The sequence below is a fragment of the Enterovibrio norvegicus FF-33 genome, assembly GCF_000286835.2.
Lineage (GTDB): Bacteria > Pseudomonadota > Gammaproteobacteria > Enterobacterales > Vibrionaceae > Enterovibrio > Enterovibrio norvegicus_A.
On record NZ_AJYD02000013.1, the window covers coordinates 21,753 to 42,630 of the forward strand.

Genomic DNA, 20,878 nt, shown 5'->3' on the forward strand with positions numbered 1-20,878 from the left:
TCTGCCGCTTATCTATATAGCGGTACTTGCCGTTTTAGTGCTGATTTTCTGGCAATAAAAAGCGGAGCGCTTTTGGCTCCGCTTCGTATTCAATTAATGTATTTCTATTACTCGCTAGCGAGTTTCGCAAATGCGCGATCGGCTGCTACTAATGTTGCTGCGAGCTCTTTCTCACCGTGCGCTAATGAGGTAAAGCCTGCTTCAAACGCCGACGGTGCAAGATAAACGCCCTCATCCAGCATCAGGTGGAAGAAGCGCTTAAATTTCTCGATGTCACATTGCTGCACGTCGGCGAAACAGGTAATGCTTTCTTTGTCCGTAAAGAAGAAGCCGAACATGCCACCCACTTGATTGGTTGCCAGTGCAATACCGTGTTTCTGCGCTGCTGTTTTGAAGCCTTCTGCCAGGCGTTTAGTCATCTCAGCCAGTTGTGCTTCGTTGCCTTCTTGGCGCAATGCCGACAGTGCTGCTTCACCTGCGGCCATCGCCACTGGGTTACCAGACAAGGTACCGGCTTGATATACAGGGCCTGTCGGCGCGATGTATTCCATCACGTCACGACGACCACCGAATGCACCGACTGGCATTCCGCCACCGATCACTTTGCCTAGTGTAGTGAGGTCTGGCTTAATGCCGTAATGTGCTTGAGCTCCACCCAGCGCGACACGGAACCCGGTCATCACTTCATCAAAAATCAACAATGCGCCAAATTCGTCACACAGTGCACGAAGACCTTCAAGGAAACCTGGCTGAGGCAAAATACAGTTCATGTTGCCAGCTACAGGCTCAACAATAATGCTGGAAATCTCATCCGGATATTGCTCGAAGGCAGCACGAACAGAATCGAGATCGTTAAAGGTGCATGTCAGAGTATGCTTGGCAAAATCGGCCGGAACGCCTGGAGAAGTCGGTTCGCCCAGCGTCAGCGCACCAGAGCCCGCTTTCACGAGTAGGCAATCGGCATGACCGTGATAGCAACCTTCAAACTTGATGAATTTGTCGCGGTGGGTAAAGCCACGCGCCAGACGAATAGCACTCATGGTCGCTTCCGTGCCTGAGCTGACCATACGTACCATTTCCATTGATGGCACCAACTGACTGACTAATTCGGCTAGTGTGATTTCACGTGCAGTGGGTGCACCAAAACTCAAGCCATTTTGCGCGGCTTCAATCACGGCATCACGGATCGCAGGGTGATTGTGACCAAGGATCATTGGGCCCCAAGAGCCCACATAGTCTATGTAAGCTTTACCATCGGCATCGTAAATGTATGCGCCGTCAGCACGCTCAATAAAAATCGGGTCACCGCCAACGCCAGCGAAAGCGCGAACAGGTGAATTGACGCCACCAGGAATGGTTTTGCGTGCTTGTTGGAACAACTCGGCTGATTTGGTCATGGTTCTTTCCTAGGCCATATGATCGTTGGATTTCTGTCGCTACGTATTGTACGAGATACAGTGTAATGTGGCGAGATGGTTGATGCGGTATACATCTTAAACTTGGCGTATATTAAACAACATGTTTTCTAACCAAGACGAATACTTGAACGAATTAGTCAGGTATTAGATAATGCGCTTATATAAAAGAAGTTATGTGAGGTCGAAATGAGCGATACCAATTTGCCGTTGCAATTTTCTGAGACAGCGGCGAACAAGGTAAAAACGCTGATCCAGGAAGAGGAAAACCCAAACCTGAAGCTGCGTGTCTATATTACGGGTGGCGGCTGTAGTGGCTTCCAATACGGTTTCACCTTTGATGAAAAGGTCAATGACGGAGATATGGTCATTGAGAAGTGTGGCGTCACATTGGTGGTCGATCCAATGAGCCTACAGTATTTAATTGGCGGAGAAGTCGATTACACAGAAGGGTTAGAGGGCTCACGTTTTTTCATTAACAATCCAAATGCGACCACCACTTGTGGTTGTGGTGCATCATTCAGTGTATAAATGATAAGACACATCAAGAGGTGTTGAGCGCTACTATTTGTATCAATTAAATTCTCTTGTAACGGGCCGGATGGATCAGTGCCCGTTTTCTTTTTCTGCAGTAACCACGTCAGGATGAACTAGTATGGCTAATGCAGGCGTAAAAGCGTCTTATTTATCTCAGCGACCTTGGATAATTTCCTTGGTTCTTCTCATTATTCTCGTGTTTTGGGTCAGTAGTGGCTCCAGTAACGCGACGACGCCTTCTTCTGAACCAAATGAAGTGCAGAGCGCACCGCTCACCAAAGTCTCTGTTGAAACGTTTTACGCTGAACCTATTACGCGTTCTATTTCACTTTATGGCCGAACTGCGCCTGATAGAGATGCCACTATTTCAGCTGAAGCAGATGGTCGTGTTATCAAGGTGGATGTGAGAAAAGGTGCGACAGTGAAGCAAGGTGACTTGCTCGTTTTTATAGACAAAGGCGATCGTGCCGCCCAGCTCGCGCGATCTAAAGCTTTGTTGTCAGTTCGCCAAAAAGAATTCAATGCTGCAAAGTCTCTAAAGAAAAAAGGCTTGCAGGGTGAGGTGGCCTATTCATTGGCTGAAGCTAACCTTGTCGAAGCGAATGCTAATGTCGAAAATATCGAATTGGCGCTTTCACACACAGAGGTTCGTGCACCTTTTGATGGCATCGTTGATGACGTTATGGTTGAAGTGGGCGATTACCTCGGAGTCGGCGATCCGATGGCGACCTTGATTGACCTTGATCCCTTGATCGTGACGGCGGATGTCTCTGAGCAGCACATCAGTCAAATTGATTCCTCATTACCTGCTAGCATCAAGCTCGTTAATGGTGAGATGAAAGAAGGTCATTTACGCTATCAATCGAGTATCGCTTCTCCAACGACCAATACCTTCGCCATTGAACTCGAAATTTCTAACCCACGGCAATTGCTGCCTGCGGGTATCAGTGCCGAGGTTGATCTGGCGCTGGATCTTCAGCAAGCAGTCAAACTTAGCCCATCCGCATTGGCTCTTGATGAGCAAGGTAATCTCGGCGTTAAAACGTTGGTAGATGACAAAGTCGCATTCGTTGCTGCTCGTGTTGTAAAAGCGGAGCAAAACGGTGTGTGGTTATCGGGTTTGGGTGATCAAGTTGATGTGATCACCAAAGGACAAGGCTTCGTGCGTGATGGCGATACGGTTGATGCTGTGCATCAGTCGCAGACGCAATAAGGAGAGCCTTGCATGAGAACTCTGATTGACGCCTCCTTAGCGCGTACTCGTACGATGGTTACCCTGCTGCTTTTTCTACTGGTAGCCGGTATCTATACATACCAAACCATACCCAAAGAATCTGATCCTGACATCACTATCCCTGTCATTTATGTGTCTGTAAGCCATGAAGGCATTTCACCGTCAGATGCTGAACGGCTGCTGGTTCGCCCGATAGAACAAGAGTTGCGTTCTATTGAGGGGATTAAAGAGATGACTGCCATTGCTTCAGAAGGTCATGCTTCTGTCACATTGGAATTCAATGTAGGGGTCGATCTCGATCTCGCCATGGCCGATGTTCGTGAAGCGGTTGATTTGGTGAAACCGCGTTTGCCAGATGACAGCGACGAGCCGACGGTGAATGAAGTCACGTTCGCTAATCAGCAACCTGTATTGTCGGTTGCGCTTTATGGTGATGTTTCTGAACGTGCGATCGTCAAAATCGCCCGTGAATTACAAGAAAAGCTGGAAGGCTTCAAGCAAGTGCTTGAGGTCGATATCGCTGGTGATCGTGATGACATTGTCGAGATCATTATTGAACCTTTATTGCTTGAAAGCTATGACCTCGACCAAGCGGATATTTACGATCTGGTGAATCGAAGCAACCGTGTGGTTGCGGCAGGTTATGTTGATACAGGTTATGGTCGTTTCTCTGTCAAAGTCCCTTCTGTTTTTGAAACGGTACAAGATGTGCTTCAGCTGCCAATTAAGATTGACGGCTCCCAAGTGGTCACTGTGGGTGATGTGGCGACAGTACGTCGTAGCTTTAAAGATCCTGAAAGTTTTGCGCGCCTTGATGGTAAGCCCGCAGTCGTGCTGGACGTGAAAAAGCGTGCAGGCGAAAATATTATTGAGACCGTTGAACTCGTTAAAACCGTTCTCGAGCAAGCCCAATCTTCACCGCAATGGCCGGGTGCCTTGCAAGTGAAATATACGTGGGACGGATCTGAAGATGTTCGCTCGATGCTGACTGATCTGCAAAACAACATTTTGTCAGCGGTGTTGCTGGTTGTGGTGGTGATCATCGCCATACTCGGCTCTCGTACTGCTTTTCTGGTCGGCGTTTCGATCCCTGGTTCATTCCTTACGGGGTTAGTCGTTCTTGGCTTGAGTGGTCTTACGATCAATATCGTGGTGCTTTTTGCGCTGATTATGGCTGTTGGTCTGCTGGTGGATGGTGCCATTGTTGTCACCGAGTATGCCGATCGTCGCATGCGAGAAGGCATTAATAGAAAACAAGCCTATCGCGAAGCGGCACACCGCATGGCGTGGCCAATTATCGCATCAACGGCAACAACTTTAGCCGCATTTGCTCCCCTTATGTTTTGGCCGGGGATCACTGGCGAGTTCATGAAATATATGCCACTCACATTGATTGCCACGTTGTCGGCTTCGCTTGTTATGGCTTTGTTGTTTGTTCCTGTGTTAGGGAGTTTAGTTGGTAAACCTTTGCCATTGACCTCTCCTCAGCAAGACAGAATGCAGGCACTTGAAAATGGAGACTTTACGCAAGCTCGCGGGATCACGCGTGCATATATTTCAACCTTGTCGACCGCAATTCAACACCCGATAAAAATATTGTGTGCCGCCTTTGTGGTCGCATTTTTGGTCGGTTTTGCTTACAACAAGTCAGGATTAGGCACTGAATTTTTCCCAGATGTCGATCCCGCATTCTTCAATATTAAAGTCCGTTCCTATGGCGATTTATCTATTCATGAACAAGATGCGTTGATGAAAGAGGTCGAGCAACGTGTGTTAGGTATGGACGAAATTGCCAGTGTGTACACGCGCACTGGTGGAGAGGATGAGATTGGCATCATTCAGATGAAGCCCATCGAATGGCAGAACCGCCGTAAGGTAAAAGAAATCATTGAAGAGCTTCGAGTCAAAACTGAGGATCTTTCCGGTTTAGAACTTGAGTTCAAAAAACCCGATGCAGGGCCGCCAAGTGAACATGATCTCTCGATTGAAGTGATCTCGACCAACAGTGACAACATTGAGTCGGTTGCTAAACAGGTCCGTACCTTGTTGGCGCAAAATGTTGCTTTCACAAACTTTAGTGACACGCTCACAAAGCCGGGTATCGACTGGTCAATCGATATTAATCGCACTGATGCTGCGCGTTTTGGTGCCGATGCAACGATGGTCGGCAATACGGTTCAGTTTGTGACAAATGGCCTGAAAATTGGCGATTACCTGCCGGATGACTCCAGTGAAGAAGTGGATATTCTTGTTCGTTATCCAGAAGATAAGCGAGACATAGGTCGTTTTGATGAGTTGAGAGTGAAAACAGCGTATGGCTTAGTGCCGCTGACTAATTTTGCCAAAATTACTCCCGAGCAAAAGCAGGGCAATATCGATCGTGTTGATGGTAAGCGAGTGATCAAGGTGATGGCTGACATGGCGGAAGGTTACAACCTAAGCTTGGAACTGCCTGGTCTGAATGAGCAAATTAATGCCATGGTATTGCCGGATGGTGTGAGTATTTCACTGCGCGGCCAAAATGAAGAGCAGAATGAAAGTCAGGCCTTTTTGATGATGGCATTTCTGGCGGCTCTTGGCGCAATGGCCATTATCCTCATCACGCAATTCAACAGTTTCTATCAAGCCTTTTTGATCTTAAGTGCGGTGTTGTTCTCGACGGTCGGTGTTTTCCTCGGGTTGCTCATCTTTCAGCGACCTTTCGGCATTATCATGTCGGGAGTGGGCGTGATCACTTTGGCGGGTATTGTCGTGAACAACAATATTGTATTGATTGATACCTACAATGTTCTTCGCCGCAAAGGATTGGCGAAAATCGACGCTATCTTGCAAACTGGTGCTCAACGTCTTCGCCCTGTCTTATTGACCACAGTGACGACCATTTTAGGGCTGATGCCTATGGTGTTGGAAATGAACGTTGATTTGGTTAATCGCGGTGTTGAATTTGGTGCGCCAAGCACGCAGTGGTGGTCCCAACTGGCAACGGCTGTTGCAGGTGGCCTTGCTTTCTCAACCGTGCTGACATTGGTTCTAACACCTTGCTTACTCATGCTGGCACGAGAGCCTAAAGCCTCACCGGAGGTGTTTAGTTTTGATGCTTATACCTCTGATGTCGAGAAAATGGAGGACAAGTCCTCCCTCCCAAAGTCACAACATGATGTCGAACCTCAACACTAAGGTTTGAAACCGTAGGACAAAAAAAGCAGCGCAATGGCGCTGCTTTTTTGTCACTCTATTTTTTGTTGATAAAAACTAAGAAGAGCTACGTTCTAATGTGCCAATAGAGGCCAGCAGTTGGCTGAATTTATTTAGCTGTGCCAATCGGTCTTGCGCCAGAGAAATAAATGCCGTCTTTTGTTTTCCAGATAATGACTGCGCCTGCGGCAGTTTGACGGTGCGCGGGTTTTTATGTGCGCCATTAACCAAAAATTCGTAGTGCAAATGGGGGCCAGTTACGCGTCCTGTGCCGCCTAACGTGCCGATGGTTTGTCCCTGCTTTACTCGCTGTCCCGTTTTCACCGAACGTTTGGTAAGGTGGAGATACTTGGTGATATAGGTGGAAGTGTGGCGAATGAATACATAATGACCGTTAAACTTGTTATATGCTGATTTCATCACCACGCCATCACCAGCAGCCCAGATCGGTGTTCCTACCGGCGCAACATAATCTGTACCTCGGTGAGATCTCACTTTCCCTGTTACGGGGTGAAGTCGACGGGGATTGAAGTTGGAACTGACATAGCGAAAGTTCACCGGTGAGCGAAGGAAGGCTTTGCGCATCGCTCGGCCTTTCTCGTCATAGTATTTACCTGACTTTGAGCGAATCGCCGTGAAGGTTTCACCCTGATTGGTGAAGGTGGCGGCCAAAATATCCCCACGCCCAATCATTTCACCTTCCACCAATTGCTCTTCGTAAAGAACCGAGAAATGATCCCCTTGGCGAATATCTAGCGCAAAGTCGATATCCCAGCCGAAAAGACCGGCAAGCTCCATAATTTGATTAGCACTTAAACCGCCACTGATCCCTGCATTCCAGAAACTAGAGGTAATGGTGGCTGACGCATAATTAATCTGAGTATCAATGTTTTTTTCTTCAACCGTGGAGGCAAAGTCATTGCCAATGCGGTTAACAATCAATGTTTCATTGGCATTCTTAGGCTGGACTAACTGAGTAAACAAACCATTCTCATCAAAGCCTAAGTGGATTTCATCGCCAACTTTCAGTGAGGCTAGGGACTTAGTACCCTTGTCACTGCTGATGAGTCGATAAAGCGTGGTTGGACTGATACCCACACGATCAAAAATGACCGCGAGGCTGTCACCTGCCTGCACTTTAAATTTGTGCCATTCAAGTGGTGTAAATGACAGGTTAGGTTGTGTGTCACCTTCAGGTGGCAACAAAGACGAAGTTTCAAGTGGGATCGGATAGAGTTTTCCGACTTCAAATTTGGCGTCAGGATGTTGAGCTGGCGATTCAGTAGGAATAGCAATGAGCAGTACAACACATGCACTGAGAGCCATGATCAACATTTGGTGAAGCCGAGGTAGCGCAGCAATTTTATTAACAGGCATTAAGAAACAATCATTAAGGAAGATGAATTTAATCGAATGCACATCGTTATTGCCAACTTCCTTGTGGAATCAAAGCGGGCGGTGAATTCGTTTTAGCTTGCTTTAAGTTTAACTGGTTTCAAAAACCTTCGCTATTCAAGTAGTATGTCGGCTTACGAAAAAATGCCGATTCTGTGGGAGCGATAAAATATGGCGAGCATTGAAGCCGCGCTAGCCGAAATTAAGCGTGGTGTTGAGGAATTAATTCCTGAAGGGGAGTTAATTGCAAAATTGAAAGAGAACCGTCCTCTTCGTATTAAGTTGGGTGCGGATCCGACGGCACCTGATATTCACTTAGGTCACACTGTGATCATGAATAAACTGCGTGCCTTTCAAGAGCTGGGCCATGAAGTTATCTTCCTGATCGGTGATTATACCGCGATGGTTGGTGATCCAAGTGGCAAGAACGCAACGCGTCCGCCGCTGACTCGTGAGCAAGTGCTGAGCAACGCAGAAACGTATAAAGAGCAGATTTTCAAAATTTTGGATCCTGCTAAGACGCGCATCGAATTTAACTCAAGCTGGCTGAGCAAGCTTGGCACAGACGGTATGATCCGTCTGGCAGCTAGTTCAACGGTTGCACGTATGCTAGAGCGTGATGACTTTAAAAAACGTTACAGCAACAACCAGCCAATCGCGATCCATGAGTTCATTTACCCGCTTCTGCAGGGTTATGACTCTGTAGCGCTTGAAGCGGATGTTGAATTGGGTGGTACGGATCAGAAGTTCAACTTACTGATGGGCCGTGAGCTACAAAAGCAAAATGGTCAATCGCAGCAAGTTGTGATCACCATGCCGTTGCTGGTGGGTCTGGACGGCGTGAAGAAGATGTCCAAATCTGCGCACAACTATATCGGTATCAGCGATGTGCCTAACGAGATGTTCGGTAAAATCATGTCGATCTCTGACGATTTGATGTGGAGCTACTTCGAATTGTTGTCTTTCCGTCCATTGGAAGAAATTGCACAATTTAAAGCGGACATCGAAGGCGGCAAGAATCCACGTGATGTGAAGATCTTACTGGCAAAAGAAATCATTGCGCGCTTCCACTCTGAAGCCGATGCAGAAGCAGCAGAAGCTGAATTCATCAATCGTTTCCAAAAAGGTGCGATGCCAGAAGAAATGGCTGAATTCTCTTTCGAGCAAGGCGTAGCGATTGCAAACCTTCTGAAAGACGCTGACCTAGTGGGTTCGACGTCTGATGCAATGCGTATGATCCGCCAAGGTGCGGTGAAAATTGACGGTGAAAAAGTTGAGGATACCAAACTGGTTCCTGCTGCTGGCACCTCAGTTTACCAAGTAGGTAAACGCAAATTTGCCCGCATCACCTTGGCTTAAGTTGTCATTGATAATACTGAGAAGGCGCCTGATGGCGCCTTTTTTCTATCTAAGGGATAGGTATCCGCAGGGGTATCCTCTATGGGAGAAGCTCCGCCACTCTCTCTCCTAATCTCATGGCCGTTTTTACGTCCACCGGGTGCAATGCATTGTTATCCTCAGACAAAGAAATCGCTCCAATAGATGCGTTTAAGCGATTGAAGTTGCAAGTGGTTGAGCCATCAGGGGCATCCATTCCTACCCAAAGCATGCTGTGCTGAGTGGCGAGAATATTAAAGTACTCCACGGTGCTCTGGACCTCACCACACGGGCTACCACCAATAGTGAAACCAGCGGCTAATTTGTTGTGCCATCCTTGTTTAGACCATGTTTCACTGCTGGCATCAGCAAATGCTTTAAATTGAGCTGCCGGACCGCCCATGTAGGTCGGTGAACCAAAAATAATCGCATCCATGTTGAGCAATGAAGCAAACAGTTCTGCGTCTCTAAATCGGCCCTCTTGAATGTCCTTCCCTTGTATACGGTAAGCGAGAATGCGTGCGCCTTTGTTCTCAGCGCCACTTGCAATGGCTTGCGCCATCATGTCGGTAGTACCTGTTTGTGAAAAATAGACGATAGCGATATTTTTCATTATTTGGCCTCCAGTCTGTATTTGATCGCATACAAAGCTTCAGGGAGCTTGAAGCGATCATAAAGACGAGCACAGCTGTAAGTGAGTTTGATGGTGTGGTCGTTGTCCGTTTCCAGCGCCTGTTTGAACCAATGTGGCCAGTTGGCAATAACCTCTGAATGCAGAACTTGATAGGGCTTTCGATAGGCTGCGGTGCAAGCTGCTGCGACATAGGCTTGCCAGAAATAATGCAGAGCAAGATCTTGATTTTCGACGAAAGGAAAAAGAGAAACGAGCGCTTGGAAACCTGTGACGCCGTGTAGCAAGGTAAAATCATTGCTTGCGGAAAATTGGGATAACACGATGCGCGCGACCTCCTCTAATGACAATGAATTAGGCTGGCTAGCAATGATCTGATAGGTTGGCAAAGTGATCAGTTCTTCGACATGATCGATGATGATCCCTTCTTTATAGGTTTGATCATGAAACAGCGAAAGTGCATGGTTTAAGTCTGCTTCTGCAGTAAGGCCCTGTCGGAAAGAAAGATCGACTAGAGGCGTGTATCCTGATGACCAGTAAGCGAGGGCATGACTGATTTCGTCAATATCATCTAACTCGACGGCGTATGCTAAACGGATCACGCCATGAAACGCGCCAGCAGAGATCCCAGGTAGCAGAAAAGGTATTGTCTTCTTGAGGGTTTCCTCTGTCCCGATTTCACGCTGCATGAGGTGGTAATATTCCACGAAATTGGCGTTGTGCTCCTTGTTACCCAAGGTTGGAGAGCTAACCCCTTGAGCATCTCCTAGTGGATCTAAATGATCAGAGGCGCGCTGATATTCTGCGTTAAGTTGGTCGGTGGAAGCACCAAGCCTTTGCATTGCCAAGATGGCCATCGGCAGGTGGTTAGACAGGCGAGGTCCAAAGGTGGGCGCAAACCGATGGCTTTTCTTTATCAGTTTAAGCCCTGTTGATGTGAGAGGTTGATACATAACGGCAGTCCTTTGCTTTTTCGTTATAACACGTAGTCGTTTCGGCTATCCATTGCATCAGTTAGATATTCAATGAACTCCCATTCAATGCCATCAGTATCGAAGAAATACGCGCGCTTTCGACTGGGATGACTTTTTTCAAACGACACCTCTTCAAAGCCTGCCGCCTTTAGCTTTTCCGCGACGAGCGTGACATCGTCGACGACGAATCCAATGTGATTAACGCCAAGCTGACGGTAAGGTACTCGATCTACAGGCTTATCAATGACGACCTCTTGTAGCGCGATGTAAGAGGTGTCAGTACCTAGGTGACACCAACCATAATGTTCATCTCTGCCCTCTCCTCGCACTTTGAAATCAGGCATGGCGGTTCGTAAAAAAGCGATGGTGTTGGTGAGGTTATTGACGGTGATGTTGGCATGTTCGACATAGCTATTCATGATCGGTTCCTGCTTTATATTAAGTAAGCTTATTTGTTTACATAATAGTCGTCATTGTAATTAAGTAAAGTAAATGGCTTACTTAACTGCGAGGAGTATAAAAAAAACGCACGTTGGAAGACGTGCGTTTTTTCATTGAACAGAACGTATAGGGTTACTTGCCGATGGCAAACGTTGGCAGAGAAAGGTGCCAGCGAATCGCGGCAAGTCGAATCGACAAGGTGGTGATCATGCCTGAGATCGAGGCGACTTCAACGTCAGCGTTAGCAGCCAGCGCAAGAGTGTGCACCACGCCTCCTGCAATACAGGCGGTTGCGTAAACTTCAGTACGTAACACCATGGGGACTTCTCTTGCTAAGACATCGCGAATAATGCCGCCACCGCAGCCAGTTATTACGCCCATAATGACGGCAACCAACGGTGAAGCGCCATAGCTCAGCGCCTTATCAACGCCAATCGCAACAAACACGGCAAGGCCGATGGCATCGGCAACGGGCAAGAAGTACCAAGGCAAGCGGCGAGGGTGTCGGATGATCAGCAGTGACAAAATGCAGGTCACGAGAATAACCCATAGATATTCAGGGGCATTGACCCAAAATACGGGTGTCGCGCCCAGCGCCATGTCTCGAATGGTGCCACCGCCAATCGCGGTAACCATCGCGAGCACAACCACGCCGAATGGGTCCATCCGAAGTTTGCCAGCCAGCAAAACGCCTGAAATCGCAAATATCGCGGTTCCAAATATGTCCAAGATATATAAAAGCATGGTACGCAGTTCCATTCCCAAAGTGAGGCACATCGCATCAAACGAAGGGCCTTATATTCATCGCCATAGGCCAGTAAATCGCGCGCGATTGTACGTGAAAACCCTTATCGAGCAATCCGATGTTTACGCGGCTCGTGAACCAGAATTTGAATTAGTGATCAAGATCGCTTCTTACCTGATCAAAGGCGGTACAGATTTGTTTTACGGCCTTGAGTGCGCGTGGGGTTGGGCGATTCAACCAATCACCACTTATCGCAAAGATGTTGTTATTTTTGACCGCGGGAATGAAATCAGCCCACTTGTCCCAGCCCCCCAATGGCATTGCCTTGGCTGAGGGGTAAAAAATGGCTTTAGGCTTTCTGACAATCACCTGTTCCATGCTCACTTGTGGATAGGGCGCAGCGCTGTTGGTGAAAATATTTTCGCCGCCACACAATGAAAACAGTGGTTGAGGCCAATGATCACCGTTGTTTGTCATCAATGGGGAGTCACTCAGCTGATAAAAGTACGGGATGCGAGGTTTACCTTTTTGCGCGGCTTCTATGGCGACTAATTCATTGCGAACCTCGTCAGCGCGAGCCTTTGCGTGGCTTGGGTTGGTTGACCACTCACCGAGTTTTTCGATGTTATCTGCTGCATCATAAAGTGAGTGTGGGTTGGAATAGAACACCTCGATGCCTAAGCGCTCAAGCTTTGCCAATTCACGATCTGGATTGCCGCCTTTCCATGCCAATACTAAATCAGGTTTTAGCGTGACCACACGTTCTATGTTAATACCTCGAAAGTTGGCGACTTGTTCCAACGCTAGCGCTTGTGGCGGGTAGTCGCTGTGTGCACTGACCGCAATAAGATTTTTTCCTAGGCCAGCTTCAAAGGCTAACTCTGTCGTGTGCGGTGACAAACTAATAACGCGAAGGGGAGCTGCTAGCACTATGGTGGGCAAGCACAACAAAAAGACGAAATAGCGAAACATCATAATAATCCGTGTGCGAACCACATAAGGAAGCTTTGAGTCAGGATCCACAGCAGGGCTTTTTGCCGTAACTGTTGATTGAGTAGGGCCAAATGCAAAGGTGAAGGCGCGATTTCGCCGCCAATACGCGGGCGCGAGATTTTTTCATCATCGTATATGGCAGGGCCACCGAGTGCGAGTTGAAACTTGGCACCTGATGCGGCCAGTATCCAGCCTGCGCCATTTGCGGACCAACTTCTTCCTTGCTCCCTAATGGCGGTAACTGAAGGCTCAAAGCGATGACCCATTGCGATGAGCAGGGCAAATAGCCTTGCTGGTACAGCATCGACAACACTGAGAAAGACGGACGTTGCGAGACCAAATTGCGCATAGTCGCCACGCCGTGTTGGCCAGCAGCGGGCAAGTTGAACAATTAAGGTATATAGAAACGCAGCAATACCCCCACCGATGGCGTACCAAAAGAGGATGCCAATCAAACCGCGAGAATAACCCATCAGCAAAGTCTCACATCCAGCTTTGGCAATGCCGACAGGAGACAGGGATTGCGTGTCACGATTGATTGATTTTGCCAGCAAGGTTCGCGCGCTGGGTTTATCTTGGCGAAGTAAGGTCGCCTCAAGTTCAAGCACGGTATCTGTCAGGGGTTTCCAACTGAGAGAGAGCCACAGCAAAAGCAAATCAAACAGCCAAGGTACCCAGACGATTTGTTGTAAGGCAATAAGCAGTGTGGCGAGTGTTAGCCACATGATGGCAAGCGATAGGCCACCGGCTAAACGTTGCTGAGAAGGGGGATCGTCGGCGTGGTTTACCTTTTCGGCAATGGCTGTTGCTACCTGTCGCCACAAAGAAAGGGGATTAAACTCCCTTGGGATGGGGAAAAACCAATGCAATAGCAATGCTCCCCACATCGCAAGCAACGTGGAATATCCCAGTAGTGCCTCAAGCGGGGTAGGGAGCTCGGTCATTATGCTTTCAGCAAGTCGACCATTTTTTCAACCATGGCGCTTGAGCTTTTCGCTGCCAGTGGCAGGAATTCGTCAAACGTCATTGGTGATTCTTTGTCTGCGACATCAGAGATGGCGCGAACCACGACAAACGGGACGTTGAACTGGTGGCAAGCTTGCGCGATGGCGGCTGCTTCCATTTCTACCGCAATGACATTCGGGAAATGTTCACGGATGTAGTTTTGGCGCTCTGCGGTGCAAACAAAGGCATCACCAGTACAGATCAGGCCACGAACCGCATGGGGCGCTGGCTCCATTGCTGCCAGTGCTTGTTCTGCTATATCCATCAATGCTGCATCAGAGGTAAACGTGGCAGGCTGGCCAGCCATTTGACCCATGGTGTAACCAAACGCAGTCACGTCAGCATCGTGGTAAGCCACGTCGGTAGAAATCACAACATCGCCCAAATTCAACGACGGATCAAAACCGCCCGCTGAACCCGTATTGATAACCAGCGTCGCTTTGAAATGATCAAGCAGCACAGAGGTACCAACGGCGGCGGCGACTTTGCCGATACCTGATTGCAATAGCACGACATCAACACCGTTCATGTCACCCGTGTAAAATTTGCAGCCCGCAATTTCTTGTAGTTGGCCGTTGTTGATTTGGTTTTTCAGCAGGGTCACTTCCTGCTCCATGGCACCGATAATACCAATTTTCATGTTCATTCTCGTTCGGTTTTTGGGAATGACCTGAGTGTAACATGGCGGTAAATTCGGACGAAAAAAAAGTGCTCTTACGAGCACTTTTTAGTGATGATTCAAACTCGCTGAAAGTTAGACTTCGAGGAAGTCCATAATCCCGTCTGCAGCTTTTCGTCCTTCATCGATGGCGGTCACTACAAGATCTGAGCCTCTTACTGCATCACCACCGGCAAAAATCTTGCTGTTGGTGGTTTGGTAAGGGAATGCGCTTTGTGATGGCGCTTGGATGCGCCCCCATGGGTCAAGGTCGACGTTGAACGGTTCAAGCCACGCCATTTGGTGAGGCTGGAAGCCAAATGCCATGATGACGGCATCGGCAGGCAGCACGTGTTCGCTACCTTCAACCGGTTCAGGACGACGGCGACCCGCCGCATCAGGTTCGCCGAGTTGAGTTTTCACCACGTTGACGCCGTTAACCTTACCGTTGCTGTCCAACTCAAGGCCCAGAGGTTGTAGGTTGAACATGAAGTTTACGCCTTCTTCTTTGGCATTCTTCACTTCTCGACGTGAACCTGGCATGTTTTCCTCATCGCGGCGATAAGCACACACCACGCTTTTAGCCCCGTGTCGAACAGACGTGCGCACACAGTCCATGGCAGTATCACCGCCACCCAGTACGACAACTTGTTTCCCTGCCATGTCGATAAACTCAGGCGCATCGCCTTCAAGTTCCATCACTCGGTAGGTATTGGCAATCAGAAACGGCAGTGCGTCGTAGACACCTGGCGCATCTTCATTGGCAAGGCCTGCACGCATAGATTTGTACGTGCCGACGCCAAGGAAGACGGCATCGTAATCTTTCAGCAGTGTGTCCATGCTCACGTCTGAACCCACTTCGGTATTGAGCTGAAATTCGACGCCCATGTCGGAGAAGATGCGCTGACGATTTCGCATGATGTCTTTTTCTAGTTTGAATGACGGAATACCGAACGTCAGCAAGCCCCCGATTTCTGGGTAGCGATCAAACACAACAGGCTTCACGCCATTTCTTACCAGCACATCTGCGCAGGCAAGACCCGCAGGGCCGGCACCAATGATGGCGACTTTCTTGTCTGTCCATTCCACGCCAGACATGTCCGGTTTCCAGCCCATTTCGAAGGCTTTGTCCGTAATGTATTTTTCGACGTTTCCGATGGTGACGGCACCAAAGTCATTATTCAGGGTACAAGATCCTTCACACAAGCGATCTTGTGGGCAAACTCGCCCACACACCTCAGGCAAACTGTTGGTTTGGTGCGACAGTTCAACCGCTTCAATGATACGGCCTTCATTCGCCAGTTTTAGCCATTGAGGAATGTAGTTGTGAACAGGGCATTTCCATTCGCAATACGGGTTACCACAATCTAAGCAGCGGTCAGATTGCGCGGATGCTTGCTTGCCTGTAAAGGGCTCATAAATTTCGACAAACTGTGTTTTACGCGCTTTGATTGGTTTTTTGCGCGGGTCCATACGCTGAACATCAATAAATTGGTATACGTTCTGGCTCATAAAATCCTCCGTTATTGGGCCTGAACGCGCAGCTCAGCTGCACTTCGGCTTTGGTGACCGAGCAGGGAACGAACGTCTGCCGCTTTAGATTTCACCAGATAAAATTTACTGATCCATTGTTCAAAATCCGCAAGAATTTCCTGAGCACGAGACGAGCCAGTGAGTTCCAGATGTTGATCAATCAGACCACGGAGGTGTTCTTGATGAATGGTTAATTTATCGAGAGACAAGGCCTCAACCAATTCAGGGTTAACGCGACCTGCGAAATCGCCAGTTTCATCTAGCACATACGCAAAGCCGCCCGTCATGCCTGCACCGAAGTTCACGCCAGTGTGGCCGAGAATCGCGACGATACCGCCAGTCATGTATTCACACGCATTGTCGCCAGCACCTTCCACGACGGCGAGCGTCCCAGAATTACGCACCGCAAAACGTTCACCTGCGGTTCCCGCGGCAAACAATTTTCCGCCAGTGGCACCGTACAAACAGGTGTTACCAATGATGGTGGATAGATGCGATTTAAACGCGGATCCAATCGGCGGCTTAATGACGATCTTGCCGCCAGCCATGCCTTTACCCACGTAATCGTTCGCATCCCCGGTGAGTGTGATGTTCACACCGCCAGCGTTCCATACGCCAAGTGATTGTCCTGCGGTACCTTGCAGTTGAATGTTCAGTGGTGTTGCTGCCATGCCTTGGTTGCCATAGCGTTTGGCGATGGCTCCTGACAAAGTGGCACCCACTGAACGGTCCGTGTTTTTGACGTTCAGGTACGCGCTAGCAGGTCGGCGTCGTTCGATTGAATCCGCAAAGGTTTCAACCAATGTTTTGTTGAGGATGGCTTTATCAAACGGTGGGTTTGGTTCGCTCCAGTACACCGTTTTGCCTTTTACTGGCGTTGGGCTTTCCAGAATATGGCTCAAATCAAGCTTGAGCTGCTTGGCTGTAAAGCCTTCGACCACCTCAAGAAGATCGGTGCGACCGATAAGGTCAGTGAGTTTTTCAACCCCAAGCAGCGCCATCAATTCACGGACTTCTTCGCCAAGACCTTTGAAGAAGTTCATGACTTGTTCTGGCAGCCCTTTGAAGTATTCGCGGCGCAGGGTGTCATCTTGCGTCGCAACCCCCGTCGCGCAATTATTAAGGTGACAAATACGAAGGTATTTACACCCTAAGGCGACCATAGGCGCAGTACCAAAACCAAAGCTTTCTGCACCCAAAATGGTGCCTTTGATAATGTCTAATCCCGTTTTTAAACCGCCATCCACTTGCAAGCGTATTTTATGGCGAAGGCCATTCGCCACCAAGGCTTGTTGCGTTTCAGCAAGGCCGAGCTCCCAAGGACTACCCGCGTATTTTACCGATGTCAGTGGGCTTGCCCCTGTGCCACCGTCATAGCCGGAGATGGTGATCAAATCAGCGTAAGCTTTTGCGACACCCACTGCTATCGTGCCGACGCCGGGTTCGGAAACCAGTTTCACCGAAACCAATGCACTCGGGTTGACTTGCTTTAGATCGAAGATGAGCTGAGCCAAATCTTCGATTGAGTAAATGTCATGGTGTGGCGGTGGAGAAATCAGCGTCACGCCTTGCACCGAGTGGCGCAATTGCGCAATTTCTGCGGTGACTTTGTGTCCGGGGAGTTGTCCTCCTTCACCTGGCTTTGCGCCTTGCGCTACTTTGATTTGAAGCACATCGGCATTTGTTAGGTAATGCGGTGTGACGCCAAAGCGGCCGGATGCAATTTGCTTGATCCGCGAATTACGCTCCGTGTTAAAGCGTCGAGGATCTTCACCACCTTCGCCAGAGTTTGAATTGCCGCCAAGGCGGTTCATGGCAATGGCAAGCGCTTCGTGTGCTTCAGGGCTTAGTGCGCCAATAGACATGGCTGCTGAGTCAAAGCGTTTAAACAGTTCGTTCGCTGGCTCTACGTCGTCAAGTGCTGTCGGCGTGTCAGCTGGTTTGATACGCATGAGATCGCGCAGTGATGACACAGGGCGATTATTGACGGTATCGGCATACGTTTTGTAATCGATGCTGTCGCCAGATTTAACCGCAGCTTGCAGGTTATTGACCACGTCTGGGTTGTAAGCATGGTATTCGCCGCCATGCATGTATTTCAGCAATCCACCATTATCAATGGGCTTGCGCTTTAGCCATGCTTGGCGCGATAAATTGACTAAGTCTTGCTGGAAATCATCAAAGTCAGCGCCCTGAATTCGGCTCGCAACACCTTTGAAACACAGATTAACGATGTTGTCATTTAGACCAACGGCTTCGAAAAGCTGCGAGCAACGGTAGGAGGCGATGGTGGAAATGCCCATCTTCGACATGATTTTGAACAGGCCTTTTTGAATACCATTTCTGAAATTCAACAGGGCATCTGCCATGGTTTTGTCGATGATCTTATTTTCGATCATTTTACCAATCGATTCGTAAGCCAAGTACGGATAAACCGCCGTTGCGCCAAATCCGAGCAATACCGCGAATTGGTGAGGGTCACGCGCCGATGCCGTTTCTATCACGATGTTGGCATCGCAACGCAGGTTTGCATTGACCAAACGTTGTTGCGCCGCGCCGACCGCCATTGCGGCTGGAATAGGCAGTTTGTTTTTTGCGATGCCTCGGTCAGAGAGCACGACTAATACAGTACCGTCTTGTACGACACGTTCAACCTGATCGCACATCGCTACAATGGCTTGTTGGAGGTCTTTTTCTTCAGGATCGAAGTTAATGTCGATGATGCTGTTGCGGTAGTATTCATCGTCCAATTCAAGTAGCTGCACCATGTCAGAATAGAGCAGCACAGGGCTCTTAAACGCAACGCGATGTGCGTGGCCATCTGTCTCTGAGAACACATTCTTCTCACGGCCAATCGAGGTCGCGAGTGACATAACATGATTTTCACGCAGTGGGTCGATTGGCGGGTTGGTTACTTGGGCGAATTTTTGACGGAAGTAGTCTGCCACATTTCGCGATTTTGAAGACAACACAGCCATTGGTGTGTCATCGCCCATTGATCCTGTGGCTTCTTGGCCTATGTCACCTAGAACGCGCAATACTTGATCGAGTTCTTCGCCTGAAACGCCAAAGAGTTTTTGGTAGATATGTAATTCGTCGTCTTCCATGGCGCGTTGACCTGCTCTGTCAGCGGGATCCATGTCTTCAAATGGGGTTAAACGGCGAACGTTTTTATCTAGCCAAGCCTTGTAAGGATGGCGACTTTTGAGATCGTTATCGATGTCAGCGGAGTGCCAAACTTCACCTTCAAAAGTGTCGATAACAAGCAGCTCTCCAGGGCCAACACGGCCTTTTTCGGCCACTTCATCAGGCGCATAATCCCAAATTCCGACTTCTGATGCCAGGGTGATCAATTTATCTTTGGTCACCACATAGCGCGCCGGTCGAAGGCCATTTCTATCAAGGTTACAGGCGGCATAGCGCCCATCTGACATCACGATACCCGCTGGGCCATCCCACGGCTCCATGTGCATGGAGTTGAAATCATAAAAGGCACGCAGATCTTCTGGCATGTCGGGGTGGTTTTGCCAAGCAGGCGGCACGAGCATGCGCATCGCTCGGAACAGATCCATGCCGCCAGCAAGGAAGACTTCAAGCATGTTATCGAGGCTTGAGCTGTCAGACCCTGTTTCGTTTACAAAGGGTGCCGCTTCAGAAAGGTCGGGTAAAAGTGGCGACTTAAATTTGTAGGCACGTGCTCGAGCCCACTGTCTGTTGCCTTCAATGGTGTTGATCTCACCATTGTGCGCCAAATAGCGAAAGGGTTGAGCCAATGGCCATCGAGGCGTCGTGTTTGTTGAGAAACGCTGGTGGAACAAGCAGATAGAAGACTCTAAACGGAGATCCGCAAGATCAAGGTAGAACCTTGGTAGATCGGCTGGCATGCACAGGCCTTTGTAGACGATCGTACGGGTCGAAAGGCTTGTGATATAAAAATCATTGTCGTCTTGTATCGCTTTTTCAGCGCGGCGGCGGGCAATATACAAGCGACGTTCTAAATCGCGTGCGCGCCAGCCTGCAGGACCATTAATAAAGACTTGTTCTATGGTCGGCACTGAGGTGAGGGCAATTTCGCCCAGCACATCATGATTGGTCGGTACTTCACGCCAACCCACAATGGACAGGGTTTCTGCTTCAATTTCGCGGGCGAAAATCGCTTTTGCTCGTTGGGCTTTTTCCGGGTCTTTACTTAGAAATATCATCCCCACGCCATAGAGCTTACTGAGCGTCCAGTCGTTCTCTTCGGCAATGATGCGGAAAAAAGCATCGGGTTTTTGAAGCAATAATCCACAACCATCACCGGTTTTACCATCTGCATTGATGGCACCTCGGTGGGTCATTCGGTCTAGTGCGGATATGGCTGTGCGGACAAGTTTGTGGCTAGCTTCGCCCTCGGTATGGGCGATCAAACCAAAGCCACAGTTGTCTTTTTCCAGCATCGGATCATACAGCGACATTGCAATTCTCCCTTGCGACTGCTCCAAGCAGTGACTGCAGTTCTTAATGTCTTCCTGACATTGTTTATCGAATAACTGAGATGGATAGTAGTTGTTCCAACCCTGCACGTTATCGATTATTGATGATCAGGTCAAATTTCGTCACATGACATTAACTTCACCTATTAACAGGGATATATATCGAAAATGGCATTTGAAGTCAGTGTTTTATCGCGGTTTTTTTAAGTAAGTCGCAGAGATTGCTAGGAAGAAAGTCAATGGTTTTTGGTGTATTAGCAGTGAGTTTTA

General features: G+C 48.7%; 15 protein-coding genes. 4 read left to right on the forward strand and 11 right to left on the reverse strand.

The features are described 5' to 3' along the window. Positions 1-107 precede the first annotated feature (107 nt). A complete protein-coding gene (gene hemL, locus A1OO_RS02510) occupies positions 108-1,397 on the reverse strand; it encodes a glutamate-1-semialdehyde 2,1-aminomutase (protein ID WP_016961755.1) in 1,290 nt (429 codons plus the stop codon). Between the two features lie 207 nt (positions 1,398-1,604). Here hemL and erpA point away from each other — a divergent pair, with 207 nt between their 5' ends. From erpA to A1OO_RS02525, 3 genes are all read left to right on the forward strand, one after another. Further along, entirely contained in the window at positions 1,605-1,946 is a 342-nt protein-coding gene (gene erpA / locus A1OO_RS02515) for an iron-sulfur cluster insertion protein ErpA (protein WP_016961754.1), read from the forward strand. Between the two features lie 124 nt (positions 1,947-2,070). Further along, positions 2,071-3,165, forward strand: coding sequence for an efflux RND transporter periplasmic adaptor subunit (locus A1OO_RS02520; RefSeq protein ID WP_017004556.1), 1,095 nt, complete (start codon positions 2,071-2,073; stop codon positions 3,163-3,165). 12 nt (positions 3,166-3,177) lie between these two features. Further along, a complete protein-coding gene (locus A1OO_RS02525; RefSeq protein WP_017004557.1) occupies positions 3,178-6,363 on the forward strand; it encodes an efflux RND transporter permease subunit in 3,186 nt (1,061 codons plus the stop codon). A 75-nt stretch (positions 6,364-6,438) separates the two neighbouring features. Here the strand turns inward: A1OO_RS02525 and A1OO_RS02530 are convergent, their stop codons facing one another. Then, complete coding sequence (locus A1OO_RS02530; protein WP_016961751.1) at positions 6,439-7,758, reverse strand: peptidoglycan DD-metalloendopeptidase family protein; 1,320 nt, start codon at positions 7,756-7,758, stop codon at positions 6,439-6,441. Positions 7,759-7,947: 189 nt separating this feature from the next. Between A1OO_RS02530 and tyrS the strand changes: the two genes are divergently transcribed. Further along, complete coding sequence (gene tyrS / locus A1OO_RS02535) at positions 7,948-9,135, forward strand: tyrosine--tRNA ligase (RefSeq protein WP_017004558.1); 1,188 nt, start codon at positions 7,948-7,950, stop codon at positions 9,133-9,135. Between the two features lie 79 nt (positions 9,136-9,214). On the opposite strand, the gene A1OO_RS02540 is transcribed toward tyrS, so the two are convergent. From A1OO_RS02540 to gltB, 9 genes are all read right to left on the reverse strand, one after another. Next, positions 9,215-9,766 (reverse strand): flavodoxin family protein, encoded by a 552-nt coding sequence (locus A1OO_RS02540; protein ID WP_017004559.1) that lies wholly within the window; start codon positions 9,764-9,766, stop codon positions 9,215-9,217. Continuing rightward, positions 9,766-10,737, reverse strand: coding sequence for a questin oxidase family protein (locus A1OO_RS02545; protein WP_017004560.1), 972 nt, complete (start codon positions 10,735-10,737; stop codon positions 9,766-9,768). The genes A1OO_RS02540 and A1OO_RS02545 overlap by 1 nt, the downstream gene beginning before the upstream one ends. Before the next feature lie 23 nt (positions 10,738-10,760). Continuing rightward, positions 10,761-11,177 carry a VOC family protein gene (locus A1OO_RS02550; protein ID WP_016961746.1) on the reverse strand — a complete coding sequence of 139 codons (417 nt, stop codon included), beginning with the start codon at positions 11,175-11,177 and terminating at the stop codon, positions 10,761-10,763. Between the two features lie 154 nt (positions 11,178-11,331). Continuing rightward, entirely contained in the window at positions 11,332-11,943 is a 612-nt protein-coding gene (locus A1OO_RS02555) for a TRIC cation channel family protein (RefSeq protein WP_016961744.1), read from the reverse strand. A 151-nt stretch (positions 11,944-12,094) separates the two neighbouring features. After that, positions 12,095-12,916, reverse strand: coding sequence for a vitamin B12 ABC transporter substrate-binding protein BtuF (gene btuF / locus A1OO_RS02560; RefSeq protein WP_016961742.1), 822 nt, complete (start codon positions 12,914-12,916; stop codon positions 12,095-12,097). Next, positions 12,916-13,881, reverse strand: coding sequence for a cobalamin biosynthesis family protein (locus tag A1OO_RS02565; protein WP_017004561.1), 966 nt, complete (start codon positions 13,879-13,881; stop codon positions 12,916-12,918). Before A1OO_RS02565 ends, btuF begins: the two co-directional genes overlap by 1 nt. Continuing rightward, complete coding sequence (gene mtnN / locus A1OO_RS02570) at positions 13,881-14,582, reverse strand: 5'-methylthioadenosine/S-adenosylhomocysteine nucleosidase (protein ID WP_017004562.1); 702 nt, start codon at positions 14,580-14,582, stop codon at positions 13,881-13,883. Before mtnN ends, A1OO_RS02565 begins: the two co-directional genes overlap by 1 nt. 114 nt (positions 14,583-14,696) lie before the next feature. Then, positions 14,697-16,112, reverse strand: a complete 1,416-nt coding sequence (locus A1OO_RS02575; RefSeq protein WP_016961738.1) for an FAD-dependent oxidoreductase — start codon at positions 16,110-16,112, stop codon at positions 14,697-14,699. An 11-nt stretch (positions 16,113-16,123) separates the two neighbouring features. Continuing rightward, complete coding sequence (gene gltB / locus A1OO_RS02580; RefSeq protein ID WP_017004563.1) at positions 16,124-20,590, reverse strand: glutamate synthase large subunit; 4,467 nt, start codon at positions 20,588-20,590, stop codon at positions 16,124-16,126. Between the last annotated feature and the right edge of the window lie 288 nt (positions 20,591-20,878).

Bases quoted from the DNA above. Each gene is read 5' to 3' on its own strand.
- A1OO_RS02520 (WP_017004556.1), top strand. From the start codon at position 2,071: ATGGCTAATGCAGGCGTAAAAGCGTCTTATTTATCTCAGCGACCTTGG.
- gltB (WP_017004563.1), bottom strand. From the start codon at position 20,590: ATGTCGCTGTATGATCCGATGCTGGAAAAAGACAACTGTGGCTTTGGT.
- A1OO_RS02525 (WP_017004557.1), top strand. From the start codon at position 3,178: ATGAGAACTCTGATTGACGCCTCCTTAGCGCGTACTCGTACGATGGTT.
- A1OO_RS02555 (WP_016961744.1), bottom strand. From the start codon at position 11,943: ATGCTTTTATATATCTTGGACATATTTGGAACCGCGATATTTGCGATT.
- A1OO_RS02550 (WP_016961746.1), bottom strand. From the start codon at position 11,177: ATGAATAGCTATGTCGAACATGCCAACATCACCGTCAATAACCTCACC.
- mtnN (WP_017004562.1), bottom strand. From the start codon at position 14,582: ATGAAAATTGGTATTATCGGTGCCATGGAGCAGGAAGTGACCCTGCTG.
- A1OO_RS02565 (WP_017004561.1), bottom strand. From the start codon at position 13,881: ATGACCGAGCTCCCTACCCCGCTTGAGGCACTACTGGGATATTCCACG.
- A1OO_RS02540 (WP_017004559.1), bottom strand. From the start codon at position 9,766: ATGAAAAATATCGCTATCGTCTATTTTTCACAAACAGGTACTACCGAC.
- A1OO_RS02530 (WP_016961751.1), bottom strand. From the start codon at position 7,758: ATGCCTGTTAATAAAATTGCTGCGCTACCTCGGCTTCACCAAATGTTG.
- btuF (WP_016961742.1), bottom strand. From the start codon at position 12,916: ATGTTTCGCTATTTCGTCTTTTTGTTGTGCTTGCCCACCATAGTGCTA.
- erpA (WP_016961754.1), top strand. From the start codon at position 1,605: ATGAGCGATACCAATTTGCCGTTGCAATTTTCTGAGACAGCGGCGAAC.
- hemL (WP_016961755.1), bottom strand. From the start codon at position 1,397: ATGACCAAATCAGCCGAGTTGTTCCAACAAGCACGCAAAACCATTCCT.
- tyrS (WP_017004558.1), top strand. From the start codon at position 7,948: ATGGCGAGCATTGAAGCCGCGCTAGCCGAAATTAAGCGTGGTGTTGAG.
- A1OO_RS02575 (WP_016961738.1), bottom strand. From the start codon at position 16,112: ATGAGCCAGAACGTATACCAATTTATTGATGTTCAGCGTATGGACCCG.
- A1OO_RS02545 (WP_017004560.1), bottom strand. From the start codon at position 10,737: ATGTATCAACCTCTCACATCAACAGGGCTTAAACTGATAAAGAAAAGC.